This window comes from Flavobacterium artemisiae (assembly GCF_042678225.1).
GTDB classification, from domain to species: Bacteria; Bacteroidota; Bacteroidia; order Flavobacteriales; family Flavobacteriaceae; genus Flavobacterium; species Flavobacterium artemisiae.
Map to the genome: position 1 here is coordinate 797,544 of NZ_JBHUDZ010000012.1, position 19,970 is coordinate 817,513.

Sequence of the window (19,970 nt, forward strand, 5' to 3'; positions counted from 1 at the left end):
ATATAAAAGAATTCTATGCGTAAAATTTGTATTTTGTTGCTGGTCTTACTCTGCGGTAATGTTTTGCGTTCGCAGGTAAATCCCGCGACTCAAGATACAACGAAAACTCAATTTTCTAAAGGTAAAATTGAGATCGATGATCCTCCAAGTATTTTGTCTGCTTACAGATATGACCCTATTACAGATCGCTATATTTATTCTAGCTCTGTAGATGGATTTTCTATCAATTATCCTTTAATTTTAACACCGCAAGAATACGAAGATTTACTTTTGAAAGAATCCAGAAGAGATTATTTCAGAAAAAAATCTGATGCCATAGATGGTAAAAAGCAAGGCGCAGAAGCGGCGAAGAAAGATCTTCTTCCTCGATATTATATCAATTCCAGTCTTTTCGAAAGCATCTTTGGAAGTAATACAATCGACGTAAAACCAACAGGTTCCGTAGAAATGGACTTAGGTTTGCGTTACACCAAACAAGATAATCCTGCTTTTTCTCCAAGAAATAGATCGAGTCTTACTTTTGACTTCGATCAGAGAATCAGTATGAGTTTGATGGGTAAAATTGGAACCCGTTTAGAAGTAAATGCCAATTATGACACACAATCAACTTTTGCTTTTCAAAACCTTTTTAAATTAGCGTACACTCCTACTGAAGATGATATTATTCAGAAAGTAGAAGTCGGTAATGTCAGCATGCCTTTAAATAGTACTTTGATAAGAGGTGCGCAAAGTTTATTTGGTGTTAAAACACAACTGCAATTTGGCCGAACAACAGTTACGGGAGTTTTCTCAGAACAAAAGTCTCAAACCAAAAGTATAGTCGCAGAAGGTGGAGGCACAGTGCAGAACTTCGATTTATTTGCATTAGATTACGATAATGACCGACATTTCTTCTTGTCTCAATATTTTAGAGATAAATATGATGCTTCTTTAGCTAGTTACCCTGTAATTCAAAGCCGCGCTCAAATTACAAGGATAGAAGTTTGGGTAACCAACAAACAAAATAGAGTTACAACTAACAATAATAACTTAAGAAATATTATTGCACTTCAGGATTTAGGTGAAGGGCAGCTTACCAGAGTTCCAGATAATGAAGTGGTAGTAATCAGTTCAACAGCGGGATTTTTTAATGGTCAGGCTATAGATTCTCCAACAGACAATAAGAATAATAAATACAATCCTAAAGAAATTGGGCAGGCCGGTTCTTTTTTAAATTCTAATATTAGAGAGATTGTTACTGTAAAATCTGGATTTAATAATGCCAACGTAAGTGAAGCAACCGATTATTCTGTTCTTGAAAATGCTAGAAAGTTAACATCAACTGAATTTACTTACAATCCACAATTAGGATATATCTCTTTACAGCAGCGTCTGGCAAATGACGAGATTCTGGCTGTGGCTTATGAATATACAGAGGGTGGACAAGTTTATCAAGTTGGAGAATTCGGAAGTGATGGTGTTGACGCTACTGTAGTAACAGGAAACAACAACGCTAATCAGGCGATTATTACTCAAAGTTTGATTTTAAAAATGCTTAAAAGCAGTTTAACAAACGTACAGAATCCGGTTTGGAATCTGATGATGAAAAACGTTTATCAAATTCCGCAGGCTTATCAAATCAAGCAAGAAGATTTTAGATTAAATATTCTTTACACAGATCCATCACCAATAAATTATATCACGCCGGTTCAAGGGTCTACATTCCCGCCAAACCCAGCTCCCGATATGAAAGTGACAGATACACCTTTATTGAATGTATTTGATATTGATAGATTGAATTATAATAACGATCCTCAAACAGGAGGAGACGGATTCTTTGATTACGTTCCAGGGATTACGGTAGACGTTCAAAATGCCCGAATTATTTTTACCAGAAAAGAACCTTTTGGAGAACGTCTTTTTGAAAAATTAAAAGCAAGCCCAGGAGAAAATTATAATGATCCAACAACTTATAATGCCAATCAGAGAAAATATGTATTCCGTACCATGTATCGAAATACACAGGCAGTATCATTACAAGACAGTGATAAAAATAAGTTCTTGCTGAGAGGAAAATACAAATCGTCGGGCTCCAACGGAATTCCGATCGGAGCATTTAATGTACCGCAAGGATCAGTGGTTGTAATGGCGGCCGGAAGAAGATTGGTAGAAGGAATAGATTATAGTGTCGATTACCAATTAGGAAGAGTACAGATTTTAGATCCGTCACTTCAAGCGTCAAACACACCAATCGAAGTATCATTAGAAAACAATTCTATCTTCGGACAACAGACCAGAAGATTTATGGGCTTTAATATAGAACATAAATTTTCGGACAAGTTTGTTGTGGGCGGAACGTATTTAAAAATGACAGAACGTCCTTTTACTCAAAAATCGAGTTACGGACAAGAATCTGTTAATAATACCATATTTGGTTTCAACGGAAATTATTCAACAGAAGTTCCGTTTTTAACAAGATTAGCAAATAAACTTCCAAATATAGATACAGATGTTCCTTCAAATCTTTCGATAAGAGGAGAGGTAGCATTTTTAAAACCAGATGCACCAAAGGCAAGTGATTTTGAAGGTGAAGCAACTATTTACATTGATGACTTCGAAGGTACCCAGACCACAATCGATATGAGATCGGCGTATGCTTGGAGTTTGTCTTCAACACCGTTTATAAATTCGGCAAACGACAATACATTTAATGCTGGTTCAAGTACTTTAGAATACGGTTTTAAACGTGCAAAATTGGCTTGGTATACGATTGATCCTATTTTCTATACCTCAAAACCATCTGGTATTACAAACGACGATTTGTCCTTGAATACTACGAGAAGAATTTACAGTAGAGAGTTGTATCCAAATACGGATATTGCACAAGGGCAGCTTCAGGTGATTAATACATTAGATTTGACCTATTTTCCATCAGATAGAGGGCCATACAATAATAATCCAAGTTTTGCTTCAAGTAATCCGGCAACAAATTTTGGAGGAATTATGCGTGCTTTAAACTCGACAAATTTTGAACAAGGAAATGTCGAATATATTCAGTTTTGGGTATTAGATCCGTATGTTGGAAATGGAGAAGCAGCAGCAAGTAATAGTGGAAAAATTTATTTCAATTTAGGTGAAGTTTCTGAGGATGTTTTAAAAGACGGTAGAAAACAATATGAAAATGGATTAGGTCCAGATCAGGTTATGGTTAATCCACAGCCACTTTGGGGAGACGTTCCTGCGTCGCAATCTTTAATTTATGCCTTTGATACAAATCCTGAAAATCGTAAAAACCAAGACGTCGGTTTAGATGGTTTACCAGATTCTAAAGAAGCTGTAGTTTATAATAATTATGCTGGTGAAGCAGATCCTGCAGCAGATAATTATACCTATTATTTGAATACTGATGGCAGTGTTTTGAATCGTTACAAAAAATATAACGGAACAGAAGGAAACTCAGCGGTAAGCGTTGATGATCCAAATCGTGGTTCAACGACACTTCCAGATGTTGAAGATATTAATCGTGACAATACTATGAGTACGATTAATGCTTATTATGAATATAGTATTGATTTAAGGCCGGGAATGCAGGTTGGAGAAAACTATATTACAGATATTCGTGAGCCAGAAGATGTTGGAAATGTAGAATTGCCAAACGGAACTACAACACGCGCAAGATGGATTCAGTTTAAAATTCCAGTTTCGCAGCCAAAAAATACAATTGGAAACATTACCGATTTTAAATCGATTCGTTTCATGCGTATGTTTATGACTGGTTTTAATGATCAAATGACTGTTCGTTTTGGGGCTTTAGATTTAGTAAGAGGAGAATGGAGAAAGTATACAGGAACTCTTGATGCAAATGATGTAAATCCTGATGATGACGGAACTGAATTTGATGTTGCAGCAGTTAATATTCAAGAAAATGGAACTAAATGTCCGGTTAACTATGTAATTCCTCCAGGAGTTCAAAGAGAGCAGCTTTACAATAATAACACAATCATCAATCAAAATGAACAATCATTAGCGTTAAGAATTGGCGGTAATGGTTTGGAGTACCAAGATTCGAGAGCCGTTTTTAAAAGTGTAAGTGTTGACATGCGTCAGTACAAAAAATTAAAAATGTTCCTTCACGCAGAATCACTTCCAAGAGAAGTTGCTCTTGCAGATGATGAAATGATTGGTTTTATTCGTTTTGGTAACGATTTTACGCAGAACTTTTATCAAATTGAGATACCATTAAAAGTAACTCCAACAGGAGGATCCTGTACTATTAGTCCAGATCAGGTTTGGATGGAAGATAACAATATAGAGGTTGCTCTGGAGTTATTGACCAAGATGAAAATTAAAGCGATGCCAATAGATCCTACATCGGATAAACGTGATATTAACGGAATTTACTATCCCGATCTTGATCCTGAAGCAGAAGGGGGTGACGGAAGTGAAAGACTCCGATTAGGTATAAAAGGTAATCCAAATTTTGGATTGGTTCGAAACTTAATGGTGGGTGTAAAAAGCACGACATTGCATAAAGGTCTAGTCGGGGAAGTTTGGTTTAATGAGCTTCGTATGTCTGATCTGGAAAATAAAGGCGGTATGGCTGCATTGTTAAATGTTGATACCAATATGGCCGATTTTGCGACACTTTCTGCATCAGGGAAAAAGAGTACGATTGGTTTCGGATCTCTAGAGCAAGGTGCCAACGAAAGAGATCGTGAAGATATTCAGCAATATAACATTGTGACAAACTTGAATTTAGGAAAATTGCTTCCGCAGAAATGGGGTATCAATCTGCCATTTAATTATGCGATTGGAGAAGAAGTAATCACACCAGAATACGATCCGTTTAATCAAGATATTAAATTAGATCAATTGTTGAGAGAAACGACAGATGCTAATGAAAGAGAAAATATCAGAACTCGTGCGGTAGATTATACAAAACGTAAAAGTATCAACTTTATCGGGGTTAGAAAAGATAGAGCGCCAGAACAGAAACCTCATGTTTATGATGTTGAGAATTTTACTTTTTCTCAATCTTATAACCAAGTCGAACGCCATGATTATGAAGTTGAAGATTACGAAGACGAGCAATCGAATACTTCTGTAAACTATGCTTATACATTTCAGCCAAAAGAGGTAGTTCCGTTTAAGAAAACCAAATTCATGAAAACAAGTGAGTATTGGAAAATTCTGAGCGATATTAATTTTAATTATCTTCCTTCTAATATTTCATTTAATTCAAATATTATTAGACAAAGCAATCGTCAGCAGTATAGACAAGTTGATAATGTACCGGGAATAGAAATTGATCCTCTCTATCGTAGAAACTTTGCGTTTAATTACCAATATGGTTTCGGATTTAATCTGACAAAATCATTAAAATTAAACTACAGCGCAGCATCAAATAATATCGTGAGAAATTTCATGAATGATGATAATACGCCAAAAGAAGATTTTAATATCTGGGATGATTATTTGAATATTGGTACACCAAATCAGCATTTGCAGCAATTGGTTTTAAACTATGAAATTCCGCTTTATAAAATTCCGGTTTTAGGCTTTATAAAAGCAAGTTATTCGTATACGGCAGATTACAATTGGCAGCGTTCATCAACAGCATTGTCTGAGTTTGTTGATGTAGATGGAGTAACTTGGAACTTAGGTAACACAGTTCAAAATGCTAACTCGAATACATTTACTTCTACTTTGAATATGAATACATTGTATAAGTATTTAGGATTGGTGCCAGGAGCTAAAAAAACAGCTAAAGCGAAACCAGCTGGACCGCCAAAACCAGGGGAGAAAATTGTAAATACGGCAAAACCAACCGTAAGCAGTAGTCCGTTTTATGATGGTTTAATTGGTGTTTTAACGAGTGTTAAAAACATACAGGTTAACTATACTAAAAACAGCGGAACAGTTTTACCGGGTTATTTGCCAGGAGTTGGTTTCTTCGGGTCGTCAAAACCTTCTTTGGGATTCGTTTTTGGTAGTCAGGACGATATTCGTTATGAAGCGGCTAAAAATGGATGGTTAACCAATTATCAGGAATTCAACCAGAATTATACACAAGTATCTAATAAAATTTTAAAAGTAACAGCTAACGTTGATTTGTTTCCAGATTTGAAAATTGATTTGGCAATGGATCGTTCTTACTCTGAAAATTCTTCGGAACAATATACGGTTAGAGATTCTATTGGCAGTTTGCATTATAAGCAATTGTCTCCTTATACTTACGGAATGTTTTCGATTTCGACTGTATTGATCAAAACTTCTTTTTCTACAAGTAACGCGACAGAATCTGCTGCTTTTGATGATTTTAGAAGTAATCGTTTGGTAATAGCAAATCGTTTGGCAGAGGAACGTTATGGAGGAGGGCCGATTCCTAGATACGATGCGGCAGCGCTTCCAAATGAAGACACTACTGCACCTATTGAAGATCTTGCAAATCCAAATAATACGCAAAGAAAGTTAATCCAATCAAACGATGGTTATCCGATAGGTTATACGAAAAGCAATCAAGCAGTACTGCTACCATCGTTCTTAGCGGCTTACACAGGGAAGGATGCCTCAGGTGCTTCAACAAGTATTTTTAGAAGTTTTCCGATTCCAAACTGGAGTATTAAGTATAACGGATTGATGCGCTATAAATTCTTTAAAGACAAATTTAAACGTTTTTCTTTACAGCATAATTACAAAGCGTCGTACACGATTAACCAATTTAGATCTAATTTTGATTATACAGAAAATCCAAACGGGCAGGACGTTAATAACAATTTCTATAATAAAACGGTTATGTCGAATGTCAATTTAGTAGAGCAGTTTAGTCCGCTTATTAGAGTTGATTTTGAGTTTAAGAGTTCGCTGCGATTGTTGACAGAAATCAAAAAAGACCGCGCGCTTTCGATGAGTTTTGATAACAATCTGCTTACCGAAGTAAAAGGGGTAGAATATGTAGTTGGTTTAGGTTATAGATTTAAAGATGTAATTTTCTCTTCTAGACTGGCAGATAGTCCGACAGGAATTATAAAAAGTGATATTAATATTAAAGCTGATTTTTCTTTTAGAAATAACGAAACTTTGGTAAGATATTTAGATTACGATAATAACCAGCTGGCAGCGGGTCAGAATATCTGGACTTTAAAATTAACGGCAGATTATGCTTTCAGTAAAAACCTGACTGCAATATTTTACTATGATCATTCGTTCTCTAAAGCAGTTATTTCGACATCATTCCCATTAACAAATATTAGATCAGGCTTTACACTTCGTTATAATTTCGGAAATTAAATTTAGAATTCTAAACAAGATTTCATTAGAAGATTATTACATTTGTGGCTATAATTTTAAATAATCAATTTTCAAACATACTATTATGAGCATACCAGCAAATTTAAAGTACACAAAAGATCACGAATGGGTTAGCATCGAAGGAGATGTTGCGACTGTAGGAATTACTCATTTTGCACAAAAAGAGTTAGGAGATATCGTGTATGTTGAGGTAGAAACTTTAGATCAAACACTTTCAAAAGATGAGGTTTTTGGAACTGTTGAGGCTGTAAAAACAGTTTCTGATTTATTTTTACCATTAACAGGTGAAATCATTGCTTTTAATGAAGATTTAGAAAGTGCTCCAGAAACAGTAAATTCTGATCCTTACGGAGATGGATGGATGATTAAAATTAAAATTGCTGATGCTTCAGAAATTGACACTTTATTGTCTGACCAAGCGTATAAAGAATTAATCGGTGCCTAAACAATTACTGCTTATTTGGGCAATTATCTGCTCCGGAATTATTACTTATTTCTGTCTTACAGATTCAAGTAATATCCCAGTAATTAATTTTCCGAGTATAGATAAAATTGTTCATTTCTGTTTTCATTTCGGATTTACGGTTTCGTGGATTTTATTCTTCAAAAAAGAATTAAAAGGAAAAGAAGCAGATGATTTTAAAGCCTATTTGATCTCGTTTATATTTTCTGTCTTTTTCGGAATTACGATAGAAATACTGCAAAGCATTTTTACGACCACAAGAGCGGCAGATGTAACGGATATTTTGGCAAATGCATTAGGTGCAGTTGTGGCAGTCTTTTCGGCCATAGGTTTTAAAAAGCAAATCGATAAAATATAATATTTTAAACCCACTTAGGTGGGTTTTTTATTACAGGAAAATCAAACTTTAGAAAAAGCTGTTTTTTTCAATATAAAATGTACTTTTGTGCTGGTTTTCTGCAACTTCAATCGCGATGAACATAAAGCAATATTTGGATTCAACTTATTTAAAAACTGCCTCGCAAGCTGGACTTAGCGAAGCAGAAAATACTGTTGTGGTTCAAAATGCAATTAGCGAAGCCATTCAAGAAGGTTTTAAGCTGATCATGATTCGTCCCGAGTACGTTTCAATGGCAAAAAAAATGATTGTCGAGGCAAATTCAGTTTTACTGGTAGGAACTGTAATTGATTTTCCAGAAGGGAAATCTTCTCTAGAAACCAAATTGAAAGAAGCAAACGATGCTATTGAAAACGGAGCCGACGATCTTGACTTTGTTTGTAATTATGAAGCCTTTAAAAATGGCGAAATAGATTTAGTTAAACAAGAAATCTTAATCGGAACCCAAATAGGTCTTGCCAATAACAAAACTGTAAAATGGATTATAGAAGTAGCCGCATTGACTGATAAAGAAATTATACAACTTTGTGTCTTAATCAAAAATGTTATAATCTCTAATTTTAAAGAAGATGACTTTGCTTCAGTTTTTGTAAAATCTTCAACAGGTTTTTATAAAACAGAAAACAATCTTCCAAATGGCGCTACAATTCCAACTATTATAATAATGTTAGAAAATGCCTCTCCGCTTTCTGTAAAAGCAGCTGGAGGTGTCCGCTCTTTTGAAGATGCGCTCGAAATGATTCGTTTAGGAGTTAAACGCATCGGAACTTCGGCCGCAAAAGCAATTGCAAACGGAGAAAATTCCCCAAATCAATATTAAATAAATACCCAAATCTAAGTGAATAAGTTTTTTTTATCCCTTGTTTTTATTTTTTCGTTCTTAACTGTTTTTTCGCAGCAATATGGAAATTCATCAGTACAGCCAGGTTTTGCTTCAGAGATGTTTCCTGTTTTTCCTAATTGCGAAAATTTAGAAGGTAAAAAACTTGAAAGTTGTTTTTATAAAGAAGTTCAGGATTTTGTTTTTAATAATTTTCAAGTGCCGGAAAATTTAAAGCAAAACAATTACAAAGGTGTTGTAAAAGTGCTTTTTGAAGTAAATGTAGATGGAGAATTTAAAATAATTTACGTTTCGGCATCAAACGACGAATTGTCTGAAGAAGCAAAACGAGTATTTGGGAAATTTCCAAAAATCAAACCGTCAACTTTTAACGGAAAACCAACGTATTCTAAATATACTATCGCTATAGATCTACCTTTAAAAAGTTCAGAACAATTAGCAGCAGAAGCTTTGGCGGCATCTGAAATTTTAAAACCAACTGAAAAACCAATGACAGAATTGGATAGTATTGTGTACAAAAAATACAATAATCCAGAATTCGAAAGTCATTTAAATATTCCTTTTTCTCACAGTTACTACGCACAGTTTGACGGCGCGATGAATCAAGTCGGAAGCAATAATCATACGGCTTCTAAACCTTATACTTATGAAGAGGTTTCAAAATATTACAATCTAAAAGCGGTAAATCAGTCTTTGCAGAAAAATGTTTCAAGCTGGCTCGGAAGAAAATGGTGGAACGAGAATATGGTGCAGATTCAGGGAGAAGATTATTGGTTTTCGTTAAACCCGATAGTAGATCTGCAAATGGGTAAAGCTTCAGATCTTGATGCTTCTTATACTTATGTGAATACAAGAGCATTGAATTTTAGAGGAGGTTTAGGAAAACAAATCAACTTTACAACTACATTTTTTGAAAGTCAAGGAAGATTTGCAGGTTATTTTAATGATTATGCAGAATCTTTGAAGCCATCAGGAGGAAATCCGGCGATTGTTCCAGGAATCGGAATTGCAAAAAGATTTAAAACCGATGCTTACGATTTTCCTTTAGCAGATGCTAATATTACTTTTGCGCCAAGCAAGATTTTTGACTTGCAGTTAGGTTATGGAAGAAATTTTATTGGAGATGGTTATCGTTCTTTATTAGAAGGTGACGGAGCAAGTCCATATCCATATTTCAAAATCAACACTAAATTTTGGAAGATAAAATATACTAATACGTATATGTGGCTAAAAGATGTTCGTCCAGATGTTACAGAAGAAAGAACATATGCGACCAAATTTATGGCCAACCATTATTTAAGCTGGAATGTTTCGAATAGATTAAACTTAGGATTTTTTGAGTCTGTAGTTTGGACAAATTCTAATAATAGAGGATTTGATATCAACTTTGTAAACCCAATTATTTTTTATCGTGCAGTAGAATTTGGTTCTTCTTCTAAAAGCGGAAATGCACTTTTAGGGCTTACTGGTAAATATAAATGGAATAACAGTATCAACTTGTATACGCAATTCTTGATTGATGAGTTTTCTGTTTCTGATGTTGGAGCAGGAAACCAAAGCTGGAAAAATAAATTTGGTTTTCAGTTAGGAGCAAAATATTTCAATGCATTTAATGTAAAAGATTTATTAATTCAGGTTGAAATGAACCGTGTTCGTCCTTACGTGTATTCGCATAGTGCTGTTATTACGAATTACGGACATAATAATCAAAGTGTTGGACACCAGTGGGGAGGTAACTTTAAAGAGTTAATCCTAATTGGCCGTTACCATAAAGGACGTTTATTTGCAGATGCAAAATTTACAGTAGGAACAAGAGGTTTAGATTTTGATACGGCACAGGATTCTTTTAATTATGGAGGAAATATTTATAAGAGTTATGATGAAAAACGCCCGTATGATACAGGTGTAAAAATTGGTCAGGGAAATAAAACAAGTGTTTTCATTGCTGATGTTCAAGGAGGTTATTTGATTAATCCAATGACAAACTTGAAATTATTCGGAAGTTTTATTTATAGAAATTTTGATCCAACGCAAGAAACAGCGACAACATTTAAGCAAAATACAAGCTGGTTTAGTATCGGACTTCGTTCGGATATTTTTAATTGGTATTTTGATTACTAGGATTTAATAAGATTTTTCGAAATAATACTGTTAAAGAATTGTAAGTTCTTATTTTGCGGAGGTTTTATTGAAAAAAATCTATTTTTAATGCTCTAAATTCTACAATCTAATTTGTACATTTGCAGCACTCAAAAAAATACACAAATAATAACGGTATTGAACGCTTCAAGAAATACATTATCACTCAAATCAATATTTTTAGATTTTAAAGAGATTACTAAAGCTGGTCTAGCGATCAGTGTTTTGTTTTCTTCTATAGCTGGATATTTATTGGGAGTGGATTCTGAACATCCATTTAAATGGAGTGTTTTGGTAATTTTGTCAATAGGAGGCTATTGTATGGTTGGGGCATCAAATGCCTACAATCAGGTAATCGAGAAAGATATCGATTCTTTAATGGATCGTACCAAAAATCGTCCAGTTCCTTCAGGGCGTATGTCTCCAAAAACAGCTTTGGTTGTGGCAAGCCTTCTTACTATTATTGGTATTGCATTGCTTTATACGATAAATGCTAAGTCGGCAATGTTTGCAGCAATTTCGATATTTTTATATACAAGTGTTTATACGCCTTTAAAAACAGTAACTTCATTATCGGTTTTTGTTGGGGCATTTCCTGGCGCTATTCCGTTTATGTTAGGATGGGTTGCGGCAACAGGAGAATTTGGTATCGAAGCCGGAACTTTATTTTTGATTCAGTTTTTCTGGCAGTTTCCTCATTTCTGGTCTATCGGTTGGTTTTTGTATGAAGACTATGAAAAAGCAGGAATCTTTATGCTGCCAACAGGAAAAAAAGACAACGGAACTGCATTGCAGATTATATTATATACAATTTGGTTAATAATAGCGTCTTTACTGCCTGTGCTAGGTTTTACTGGACAATTGTTTATTTCTCCAATTGCAGCAGTTTTAGTTTTCTTTTTAGGGATTTGGATGCTTTTTTATGCGGTTAAATTGTATCAAATAAGAACTGCAAAAGCAGCGAGAACATTAATGTTGGTTAGTGTATCTTATATCTCCCTTTTACAGATTGTATTTATTGTAGATAAATTTTTAAGATAGTTATGGAAATGACATTGAAAACAAATGAAGAACAAGTTAGAAAGTCAAAATCAGCAAAACTGATTCTGCTTTTTGCAATGGTAAGTATGACCATGATGTTCGCTGGATTAACGAGTGCGTTTGTAGTAAGTAAATCAAGAGCTGACTGGTTGAAGAATTTTGAACTTCCTTCAGCATTTTATTGGAGTACCGCAGTTATTATTGGATGCAGTGTTACTTTTTACTTGGCGAAAAAGGCAATGCAGAAAGACAACAGAAGTGCCGTTACAGGTTTGCTTTTAGGAACTTTGGCGCTTGGAGTTTTGTTCGTTTTTCTACAATTCAAAGGATTTGGGCAGATTGTTGCTCAAGGCTATTATTTTACAGGAGAAGGTAGTTCAATTACTACAACTTTTCTATATGTAGTAACGGTTACACACTTATTGCACCTTGCAGGTGGGATAATTTCACTTTTAATTATAATTTATAATCATTTTAAACAAAAATACAATTCGACTCAAACTCTTGGGATAGAGCTAGGTGCGATGTATTGGCACTTTTTGGATTTATTGTGGGTGTATTTATTTTTATTTTTATTTTTCTTTAAATAAGAAAAAAACGTAAATTTGGGAACTTTTTAACGAATATCTTTTATGGGAGCGACAGTTACTACTGCAAACAACGACGAAAAAACTTGGGGAGGCGGTCATGAGATTCAGCCACTAGGATCAAGTTATGGTAAAATGATGATGTGGTTTTTTATCGTATCAGATGCCTTAACATTCTCTGGATTTCTAGGAGCTTATGGTTTTTCTAGATTTAAATTTATCGAAACTTGGCCATTGGCCGACGAAGTGTTTACTCACTTCCCATTTATGCATGGTGTTGCGGCTCCTATGTATTATGTAGCATTAATGACTTTTATTTTGATTTTCTCATCTGTAACAATGGTATTAGCTGTTGATGCAGGTCATCAATTGAAAAAGACAAAAGTTGCTATTTATATGTTCTTAACTATTATTGGAGGTTTCATTTTCGTTGGTTCTCAAGCTTGGGAGTGGAAAAACTTCATTAAAGGAGAATATGGTGCAGTTGAAACAGTTGGAGGAAGTTTACTTCAATTTGTGGATAAAGATGGTAAAAGAGTAGCTCTTGCTGATTTTGCTGTTAAATTGCCAGAGCAAAGAGAAGCTTTAACAAGAAGCCACTCAACTTGGTTCATGGAAGATGCTCAATCACAGCCAACTTACACTGTTGCTGAAATTCAAGCTGGTTTTAAAGCACATCCTGAGGTTTTAATCAGAACTGAAAAACTTGATGCAAACAAGAAAAAAACTATTTTAACAAGAGAGGATTCTGAAAAACATTTAGCTTCTGCTAAATATGTTGTAGAAGGAGCTAACTTGATTAGAAACGAATACGGAAATAAATTATTTGCTGATTTCTTCTTCTTCATTACAGGTTTCCACGGATTCCACGTATTCTCTGGAGTTATCATCAATATCATCATTTTCTTTAATGTACTTTTAGGTACTTATGAGAAAAGAAGAAGCTACGAAATGGTTGAGAAAGTTGGTTTATACTGGCACTTCGTAGATTTAGTTTGGGTATTTGTATTTACAGTATTCTACCTAGTTTAATTTTTACAATCTAATTATTATGTCACACGAGCACGTATCAAATACAAAAAGAATCTGGTTTGTTTTCGCATTACTTTCAGTAGTAACTACAGTAGAAGTTATTTTAGGTATCTACAAACCTCACTCATTAGAATTCACACACTTTATCGGTTTGAATTTGTTAAACTGGATTTTCTATATCCTAACAATTTTCAAAGCATATTATATTGTATGGGCATTTATGCACATGGAAGGTGAAAAAAGCAGCCTTAGATGGTCTGTAGTTTCTCCTGTTATTTTCCTAGTATTATATTTATTGTTTATTCTGTTAACAGAAGGACACTATATTTATGGGGTTTTTAAAGATTCTACTATTAAATGGAATTTTTAACATGATATTAATTCAAAAAGAGTCCCGATAACATCGGGATTTTTTTATTTTTGTACCTCAATTACTTCCATTAATACAATGAAAAAAAATATAGTTCTCTTTGTACTTTTTGTCCTTCCAATTGTAGCGTATTTATTTTTTGCTTCTGGTGTAAATAGTTTTACAACACTTCCCGTAATAACACCAAAAGTTGCTGATTTCGGAAATTGGGAATCTCTAAACGGAAAGAAAATTTCTTTAAATAAAAAGATTACCGTACTAGGTTTTGCCGGTTCAAATATTCTGGACAATCGTGGTAACTACTTTAATCTAAACGAAAAAATATACAAACGATATAACGGTTTTGAAGACCTGCAGTTTGTTGTTTTGTGCCCAGTTGGTACAGAAAAAGAAGCTCAAAAAATAGTTGACGCTTTATCTCCTTTTACCGATGTCAAAAACTGGAATTTTGTTTTTGCTTCAAAAGAAGAAATTCAGAAATTTTATGATGGTTTACATTTAAAAGGAAAATTGGATGAAAACCTTGGAACGTCTAATGTTTATATCATAGATAAAGAAAGAAATCTACGAGGCAGAAAAGATCAAAAAGATTATAAAGAAGGTTATGATACTTTTCATCCGTCTGAGTTGAGTAATGAAATGCTGGATGATTTTAAAATCATTCTTTACGAATACCGCGCAGCATTAAAGAAAAATCATAATGCGACAAAACAACTTTAATACCACTCATCATGTTTAAAAATAAATCATATATCGGAATCTCTTTTGTTATTTTGATTTTTGGAATCTATGCGGTTCCTAAAATCGTAGATAGAATAAAAAATGACAGCGTAGTAAAAGGGAATCGTTTGGATAATGTTGGAGCAAAAACTTCTAAAGAAGCTAAATTGATGACAATTGGTCCAGCTCCAAAATTTGAATTGACAAATCAAGATAACGTAAAAGTTTCGAACGAGACTTACAAAGGAAAAGTATATGTTTTAGAATTCTTCTTTACAACTTGCCCGTCAATCTGTCCAAAAATGAATATGAGTATGCTCGAAATCGAAAAAACATTCTTTGGAAATCCTAATTTTGGAATTGTTTCGATAACAATTGATCCAAAACACGATACACCACAGGTTTTAAAAGATCATGCAAAATTATTGGGTGTTAAATCTTCAAATTGGAATTTCTTAACTGGAGATAAAAACGTGATTATGGATTTATCGAATAAAGGATTTAATCTGTATGCAGGCGAAAATGACAAAGTAAGCGGCGGATTTGAACATTCTGGATTATTTGCTTTGATTGATAAAGACGGAAACATTCGCTGCAGAAAAGACGAATTCGGGAATCCAAATATTTACTATGATGGTTTGGATAAAAAAGGAGTTCGCGACATTCAGCAAGACATTAAAATTTTATTAGAAGAATAACAATGGAAGATCATTCATTAGAAAAAAAATATAACAAACTTATTATTGCGGTTTCAATTGTAATTCCAGTTGTGGTTGCAATTTTATTCGGAGTTAAATTAAAAGACTTTGGTTTTGATGTTGAACCATTATCAATTCTTCCTCCAATTTATGCAACTACAAACGGTATAACTGCTGTTGTTCTTGTTGCGGCTGTAATAGCAATAAAAAAGGGAAACCAAAAAGTACACGAACGATTAATGACTTTTGCAATTGCACTTTCACTTGCTTTTTTAGTGATGTATGTTGCCTATCATATGACTGCAGATTCTACAAAATTTGGAGACTCCAATCATGATGGTATTCTTGATGCAGTAGAAAGTGCCAAAGTAGGATCTTTACGTTTAATATATTTTGTTATTTTAATTACTCACATTATACTTTCAATTGCAATTATCCCGCTTGTTTTATTTACCTATGTAAGAGCTCTTGCACAGCGATTTGATAAACACAGAAAGATTGCTAAAATCACTTTTCCAATTTGGCTGTATGTAGCTGTTACTGGAGTGATAGTATTTTTAATGATTTCTCCTTATTATGCACACTAATAAAAAAATAGAAAGTTTTAAAAGTCCAAATTCCAAATTACGAACAATTCTTTTTGGTATTTGTTTTTTCTTTATCGGAATTGCAGCGAATGCTCAATGCGCGATGTGTCGTGCGGCATTGTCTGGAGATTCTAACACTAAAAAAGCTGAAGCAGTAAATGATGGAATTGTTTACCTGATGGTAATACCATATTTATTGGTTGTTATTATAGGCTACATTATTTACAGAATGTATAAAAGCAAAAAAAATAAAGCAGTGTAATTTACACTGCTTTATTTTTTTATTTAAGTCCGTTTACTGCGACATTTACCGTTCCGTTTATTTTGATGAAAGCGATGATTGCTTGATTCGTGAGCTGAATTTTATCAAACTGTATATCCTCCATTTTTCCATTTACAAAAACTCCTGGCATTGGCGAATAGTTTTTAAGATAAGACGCCATGCTTTTCTTTCCCTCTTCTAAATTTGGCTGAATAGAATAACGGCAGCTCTCTTCCATTTTTTTTATAATATATCCTTGCGCAAGCCAGCTGGCTGTTCTCATCAACCTGCTTTTAGTATCTAAAACATAATCTAGTTGATCAAAAAATATTTCTTTGGTTTGGGGATTATATTTCGGAAATCCGTTTAAATATAACGTTCCGTTTATATATCCTAAAACATCCAGCGCAATTACCATTTTTCCTTCTTTATGCCAGATAGCCACATTTTTTACGGTTATTTTTTTGTTTCCAGATCCAAATTCCTGACCAGCAAAATTTTGAGTCATAATTTTAGAAGCGTCAACATAACTTGAAATGGCAGCAATATTTGCAGAAATTTGATTCGGAATTTTAGCAACAGGTTTTAAAACTATTTTATTAGAGTTGAATTTTGATTCTGGTTTTTTACCTACAATAGTTTCCATGTTACATTTCATTCCCATATCTAATAGAAATGAATCATTTTTAAGTTTGGCATTCGTAGAGTAAATTTCAATAGGAACAATACGAAGCCAGCTTTCATAAGTGTCACTCATTTGAAAAGGAGTAGATATTTTTTCAACCGCCTGCATCACATTTGGTTTAAAATCCATAGATTTTTCAATCGTTTCGTCAATTGTCTTTTCTATTTCATTTTTAAAAATAGAAACTGCAGGATTAATCAAATAGGTAATCGGCATGTTTTTTCCAAAAACAGTCATTGTTGGACTTTCATTCCAATCCAATGATTTGAATTGGGTTTTAGTCGTTAGTTTCCAATTTGAAAGTATTGTTTCGCTGGACAAAGTAATAGTTCCGTTCAGATTAAACTCTCTTACGTCGTAAAGTTCGACACCTAATTTTTTGGTACCGATTCGGTATTTAATATTTGCTTTTAAAGGCAGTATTGTTTTTATTTTTTTATTTGGATTAGCAGGGTCATTTTGAATCTTGATTGGACCTTGTTTCCAGATTTTCATTTCAATATCATCATCTTCGATATTTTTGTCTTCGTAAATTAATCCATTTAACAAAGCATTCGTTTGATTTTCAATATCACTTAGCTTTACTGTTATCGGAAGATTGATAAAAGAAGGACTGCTGTCATATACGAGCGGTGTTGCGTCGTCTGGTTCTGGCTTTAAAGTTTCGATTTTTTGTGTTGAAGAACAACTGGATAAAACCGCAAATACGGTTAAAAATGAAATAGAATAAAAGAGTTTCATTAATAAGAAAATTTTTAAGATGCGGTAAAATTACAAAAACATTTATATTTTCTTAAAAAAGTGTAACATTTGAAAAAGAAAGTAGTCTTATTGAAATAAGTAGGAAAAATTATTAACGTTTTGTTATCATAATTTACTTAATAAAAATGTTATTATTGTTTTAAAATTTAACAATACCATGATCGAAATCAAAGATTTACATAAATCCTATAAAATGGGTAGTTCTGAATTACATGTGTTGAAAGGCATTAATTTTAATATTGAAGAAGGAGAATTAGTTGCGATCATGGGGTCATCTGGTTCTGGAAAATCGACATTGCTGAACATTTTAGGAATTTTGGATGAAGCAGATTCTGGAAGTTATATTTTGGATAAAACGCCTATTAAAAAGTTGAACGAAACCATTGCTTCAAGATATCGAAACAAATTTTTAGGTTTTGTATTTCAATCTTTCAATTTAATTAATTACAAATCAGCTTTGGATAACGTTGCCATGCCTTTGTATTATCAAGGGATTAAGAGAAAAGAACGTTATGCTATTGCCATGAAATATTTGGAGAAAGTAGGACTTGGTTCTCATTCTCATCATCTTCCAAATGAGCTTTCTGGAGGTCAGAAACAACGTGTTGCTATTGCCAGAGCGTTAGCATCAAATCCTAAGGTTTTATTGGCCGATGAGCCGACTGGAGCTTTGGATACAAAAACTTCTTATGAGGTTATGGAACTTATTCAGGGAATTAACGATGAAGGAAAAACAATTTTGATTGTAACTCATGAACCTGATATTGCTGCAATGTGCAAAAGAAATGTAGTCCTGAAAGATGGATTAATTATAGATGATAAAAAGGTAGAACAAGTTAGAGCTTCGTCTTATGTTTAATATTGAACGCTGGCAGGAAATATTTGAAGCCATTTCGAAAAACCGTCTCAGAACTTTTCTGACCGGAGTTTCGGTTGCTTCTGGAATTTTTATTTTGGTGATTTTACTTGGCGCGGGTAAAGGTCTCCAAAATGGAATTGAGAAACAGTTTGAGCGCGATGCAGCAGGAATTGTTGAAGTTTGGTCGGGAACAACTACAAAAGAATATAAAGGTCTTAATCCTGGAAGACAGATTCAGTTTCGAAATAGTGATTACAATCAATCTGTTCAGAAATTTGAAGATAAATTAGATCTTCGCGCTTCGACAAATAATTATTGGGGGCAGGCTTTTTCTTACGGAAAAGAATCAGGAAGCTATCAATTTAGAGGTGTTAATCCAGATTATGGCGGAATAGAAAATCTAACGATAGTTCAAGGTCGATACGTAAATGCGAAAGACATAGAAAACAATACCAAAGTGGCAGTCATTGGTATGAAATTAAAAAATGATCTGCTTAAAGATAAATACGCAATAGGAGAGGAAATCTTAATTAACAAAATTAGTTTTAAGGTTGTCGGCGTTTTTACAGATCCAGGAGGAGAAAGAGAAGAAACCCGTGCTTATCTGCCGTTGACAACAGTTCAAAAAACGTTTGGAGGAGGTGATAAAATCAGCAATTTGTTTTTTACTTTAAAAAAGACAGCTGATTATGATGAAGCTTTGGCGCAGTCAGAAAAATTTACACAAGATTTAAAAAACCTGCTGAAAAGCAAAAATATGGTAGCTCCAGAAGATGACAGTGGTGTTGGAGTTTATAATTCGGTTAAAGATGCTAAACAGTTTTATGATCTTAATTTATATATAAGATTGTTCTTTTGGTGGGTTGGTATTTGTACCATTATTGCCGGTGTGGTTGGGGTAAGTAATATTATGTTGATTATTGTAAAAGAAAGAACCAAAGAAATCGGAATTAGAAAAGCATTAGGAGCTTCGCCTTTTTCAATTATTTCGATGATTCTTCACGAATCTATCTTCATAACCACAATTGCCGGTTTTATTGGGCTTTTGGCAAGTTTACTTTTGTTAGAATTTGTTGGACCGATGGTGCAGAGTGAGTTTTTTAGAAATCCAGAAGTCGATTTCAGTGTGGCATTAACCACTTTAATATTACTGGTATTTGCCGGTGCAATGGCGGGATTTTTTCCAGCTTACAGAGCGGCTAAAATTAAACCTATTGTAGCACTTAGAGACGAATAA

The 19,970-nt window shown here is 33.8% G+C and carries 16 protein-coding genes; 15 read left to right on the forward strand and 1 reads right to left on the reverse strand.

Annotated features, from left to right (window positions below; genetic code table 11):
• Positions 1–15: 15 nt before the first annotated feature.
• From sov to ACFSC2_RS14140, 13 genes are all read left to right on the forward strand, one after another.
• Positions 16–7,269: a T9SS outer membrane translocon Sov/SprA gene (gene sov, locus ACFSC2_RS14080; RefSeq protein WP_379814788.1), complete on the forward strand. Its 7,254-nt coding sequence runs from the start codon at positions 16–18 to the stop codon at positions 7,267–7,269.
• A gap of 85 nt (positions 7,270–7,354) precedes the next feature.
• A complete protein-coding gene (gene gcvH, locus ACFSC2_RS14085; RefSeq protein WP_379699132.1) occupies positions 7,355–7,735 on the forward strand; it encodes a glycine cleavage system protein GcvH in 381 nt (126 codons plus the stop codon).
• Positions 7,728–8,111 carry a VanZ family protein gene (locus tag ACFSC2_RS14090; protein ID WP_379814787.1) on the forward strand — a complete coding sequence of 128 codons (384 nt, stop codon included), beginning with the start codon at positions 7,728–7,730 and terminating at the stop codon, positions 8,109–8,111. The genes gcvH and ACFSC2_RS14090 overlap by 8 nt, the downstream gene beginning before the upstream one ends.
• Positions 8,112–8,226: 115 nt before the next feature.
• Complete coding sequence (gene deoC / locus ACFSC2_RS14095) at positions 8,227–8,970, forward strand: deoxyribose-phosphate aldolase (protein WP_379814786.1); 744 nt, start codon at positions 8,227–8,229, stop codon at positions 8,968–8,970.
• Positions 8,971–8,988: 18 nt separating this feature from the next.
• Positions 8,989–11,112 (forward strand): energy transducer TonB, encoded by a 2,124-nt coding sequence (locus tag ACFSC2_RS14100; protein WP_379814785.1) that lies wholly within the window; start codon positions 8,989–8,991, stop codon positions 11,110–11,112.
• A gap of 156 nt (positions 11,113–11,268) precedes the next feature.
• The gene (gene cyoE / locus ACFSC2_RS14105; protein ID WP_379814784.1) at positions 11,269–12,171 is read left to right on the forward strand and encodes a heme o synthase; all 903 of its coding nucleotides are present in this window, start codon (positions 11,269–11,271) and stop codon (positions 12,169–12,171) included.
• A 2-nt stretch (positions 12,172–12,173) separates the two neighbouring features.
• Entirely contained in the window at positions 12,174–12,761 is a 588-nt protein-coding gene (locus ACFSC2_RS14110) for a cytochrome c oxidase subunit 3 (RefSeq protein WP_379814783.1), read from the forward strand.
• Between the two features lie 42 nt (positions 12,762–12,803).
• Complete coding sequence (locus ACFSC2_RS14115) at positions 12,804–13,790, forward strand: cytochrome c oxidase subunit 3 (RefSeq protein WP_379814782.1); 987 nt, start codon at positions 12,804–12,806, stop codon at positions 13,788–13,790.
• Positions 13,791–13,809: 19 nt separating this feature from the next.
• Positions 13,810–14,160: a cytochrome C oxidase subunit IV family protein gene (locus ACFSC2_RS14120; RefSeq protein WP_379814781.1), complete on the forward strand. Its 351-nt coding sequence runs from the start codon at positions 13,810–13,812 to the stop codon at positions 14,158–14,160.
• Positions 14,161–14,238: 78 nt separating this feature from the next.
• Positions 14,239–14,880 carry a hypothetical protein gene (locus tag ACFSC2_RS14125; RefSeq protein WP_379814780.1) on the forward strand — a complete coding sequence of 214 codons (642 nt, stop codon included), beginning with the start codon at positions 14,239–14,241 and terminating at the stop codon, positions 14,878–14,880.
• A gap of 11 nt (positions 14,881–14,891) precedes the next feature.
• Positions 14,892–15,578 (forward strand): SCO family protein, encoded by a 687-nt coding sequence (locus ACFSC2_RS14130; protein ID WP_379814779.1) that lies wholly within the window; start codon positions 14,892–14,894, stop codon positions 15,576–15,578.
• 2 nt (positions 15,579–15,580) lie between these two features.
• On the forward strand, positions 15,581–16,165 hold the full coding sequence (locus tag ACFSC2_RS14135) for a DUF420 domain-containing protein (RefSeq protein WP_379814778.1): 585 nt from the start codon (positions 15,581–15,583) through the stop codon (positions 16,163–16,165).
• Positions 16,155–16,427: a hypothetical protein gene (locus ACFSC2_RS14140; protein ID WP_379814777.1), complete on the forward strand. Its 273-nt coding sequence runs from the start codon at positions 16,155–16,157 to the stop codon at positions 16,425–16,427. The genes ACFSC2_RS14135 and ACFSC2_RS14140 overlap by 11 nt, the downstream gene beginning before the upstream one ends.
• A 19-nt stretch (positions 16,428–16,446) precedes the next feature.
• On the opposite strand, the gene ACFSC2_RS14145 is transcribed toward ACFSC2_RS14140, so the two are convergent.
• Entirely contained in the window at positions 16,447–17,853 is a 1,407-nt protein-coding gene (locus ACFSC2_RS14145) for a DUF4403 family protein (protein WP_379814776.1), read from the reverse strand.
• A gap of 178 nt (positions 17,854–18,031) precedes the next feature.
• Between ACFSC2_RS14145 and ACFSC2_RS14150 the strand changes: the two genes are divergently transcribed.
• The gene (locus ACFSC2_RS14150) at positions 18,032–18,733 is read left to right on the forward strand and encodes an ABC transporter ATP-binding protein (RefSeq protein WP_379814775.1); all 702 of its coding nucleotides are present in this window, start codon (positions 18,032–18,034) and stop codon (positions 18,731–18,733) included.
• The gene (locus ACFSC2_RS14155) at positions 18,726–19,970 is read left to right on the forward strand and encodes an ABC transporter permease (protein WP_379814774.1); all 1,245 of its coding nucleotides are present in this window, start codon (positions 18,726–18,728) and stop codon (positions 19,968–19,970) included. Before ACFSC2_RS14150 ends, ACFSC2_RS14155 begins: the two co-directional genes overlap by 8 nt.

Bases quoted from the DNA above. Each gene is read 5' to 3' on its own strand.
- ACFSC2_RS14115 (WP_379814782.1), top strand. From the start codon at position 12,804: ATGGGAGCGACAGTTACTACTGCAAACAACGACGAAAAAACTTGGGGA.
- ACFSC2_RS14120 (WP_379814781.1), top strand. From the start codon at position 13,810: ATGTCACACGAGCACGTATCAAATACAAAAAGAATCTGGTTTGTTTTC.
- ACFSC2_RS14135 (WP_379814778.1), top strand. From the start codon at position 15,581: ATGGAAGATCATTCATTAGAAAAAAAATATAACAAACTTATTATTGCG.
- gcvH (WP_379699132.1), top strand. From the start codon at position 7,355: ATGAGCATACCAGCAAATTTAAAGTACACAAAAGATCACGAATGGGTT.
- ACFSC2_RS14125 (WP_379814780.1), top strand. From the start codon at position 14,239: ATGAAAAAAAATATAGTTCTCTTTGTACTTTTTGTCCTTCCAATTGTA.
- ACFSC2_RS14150 (WP_379814775.1), top strand. From the start codon at position 18,032: ATGATCGAAATCAAAGATTTACATAAATCCTATAAAATGGGTAGTTCT.
- ACFSC2_RS14130 (WP_379814779.1), top strand. From the start codon at position 14,892: ATGTTTAAAAATAAATCATATATCGGAATCTCTTTTGTTATTTTGATT.
- ACFSC2_RS14155 (WP_379814774.1), top strand. From the start codon at position 18,726: ATGTTTAATATTGAACGCTGGCAGGAAATATTTGAAGCCATTTCGAAA.
- ACFSC2_RS14110 (WP_379814783.1), top strand. From the start codon at position 12,174: ATGGAAATGACATTGAAAACAAATGAAGAACAAGTTAGAAAGTCAAAA.
- deoC (WP_379814786.1), top strand. From the start codon at position 8,227: ATGAACATAAAGCAATATTTGGATTCAACTTATTTAAAAACTGCCTCG.
- ACFSC2_RS14140 (WP_379814777.1), top strand. From the start codon at position 16,155: ATGCACACTAATAAAAAAATAGAAAGTTTTAAAAGTCCAAATTCCAAA.
- ACFSC2_RS14145 (WP_379814776.1), bottom strand. From the start codon at position 17,853: ATGAAACTCTTTTATTCTATTTCATTTTTAACCGTATTTGCGGTTTTA.
- sov (WP_379814788.1), top strand. From the start codon at position 16: ATGCGTAAAATTTGTATTTTGTTGCTGGTCTTACTCTGCGGTAATGTT.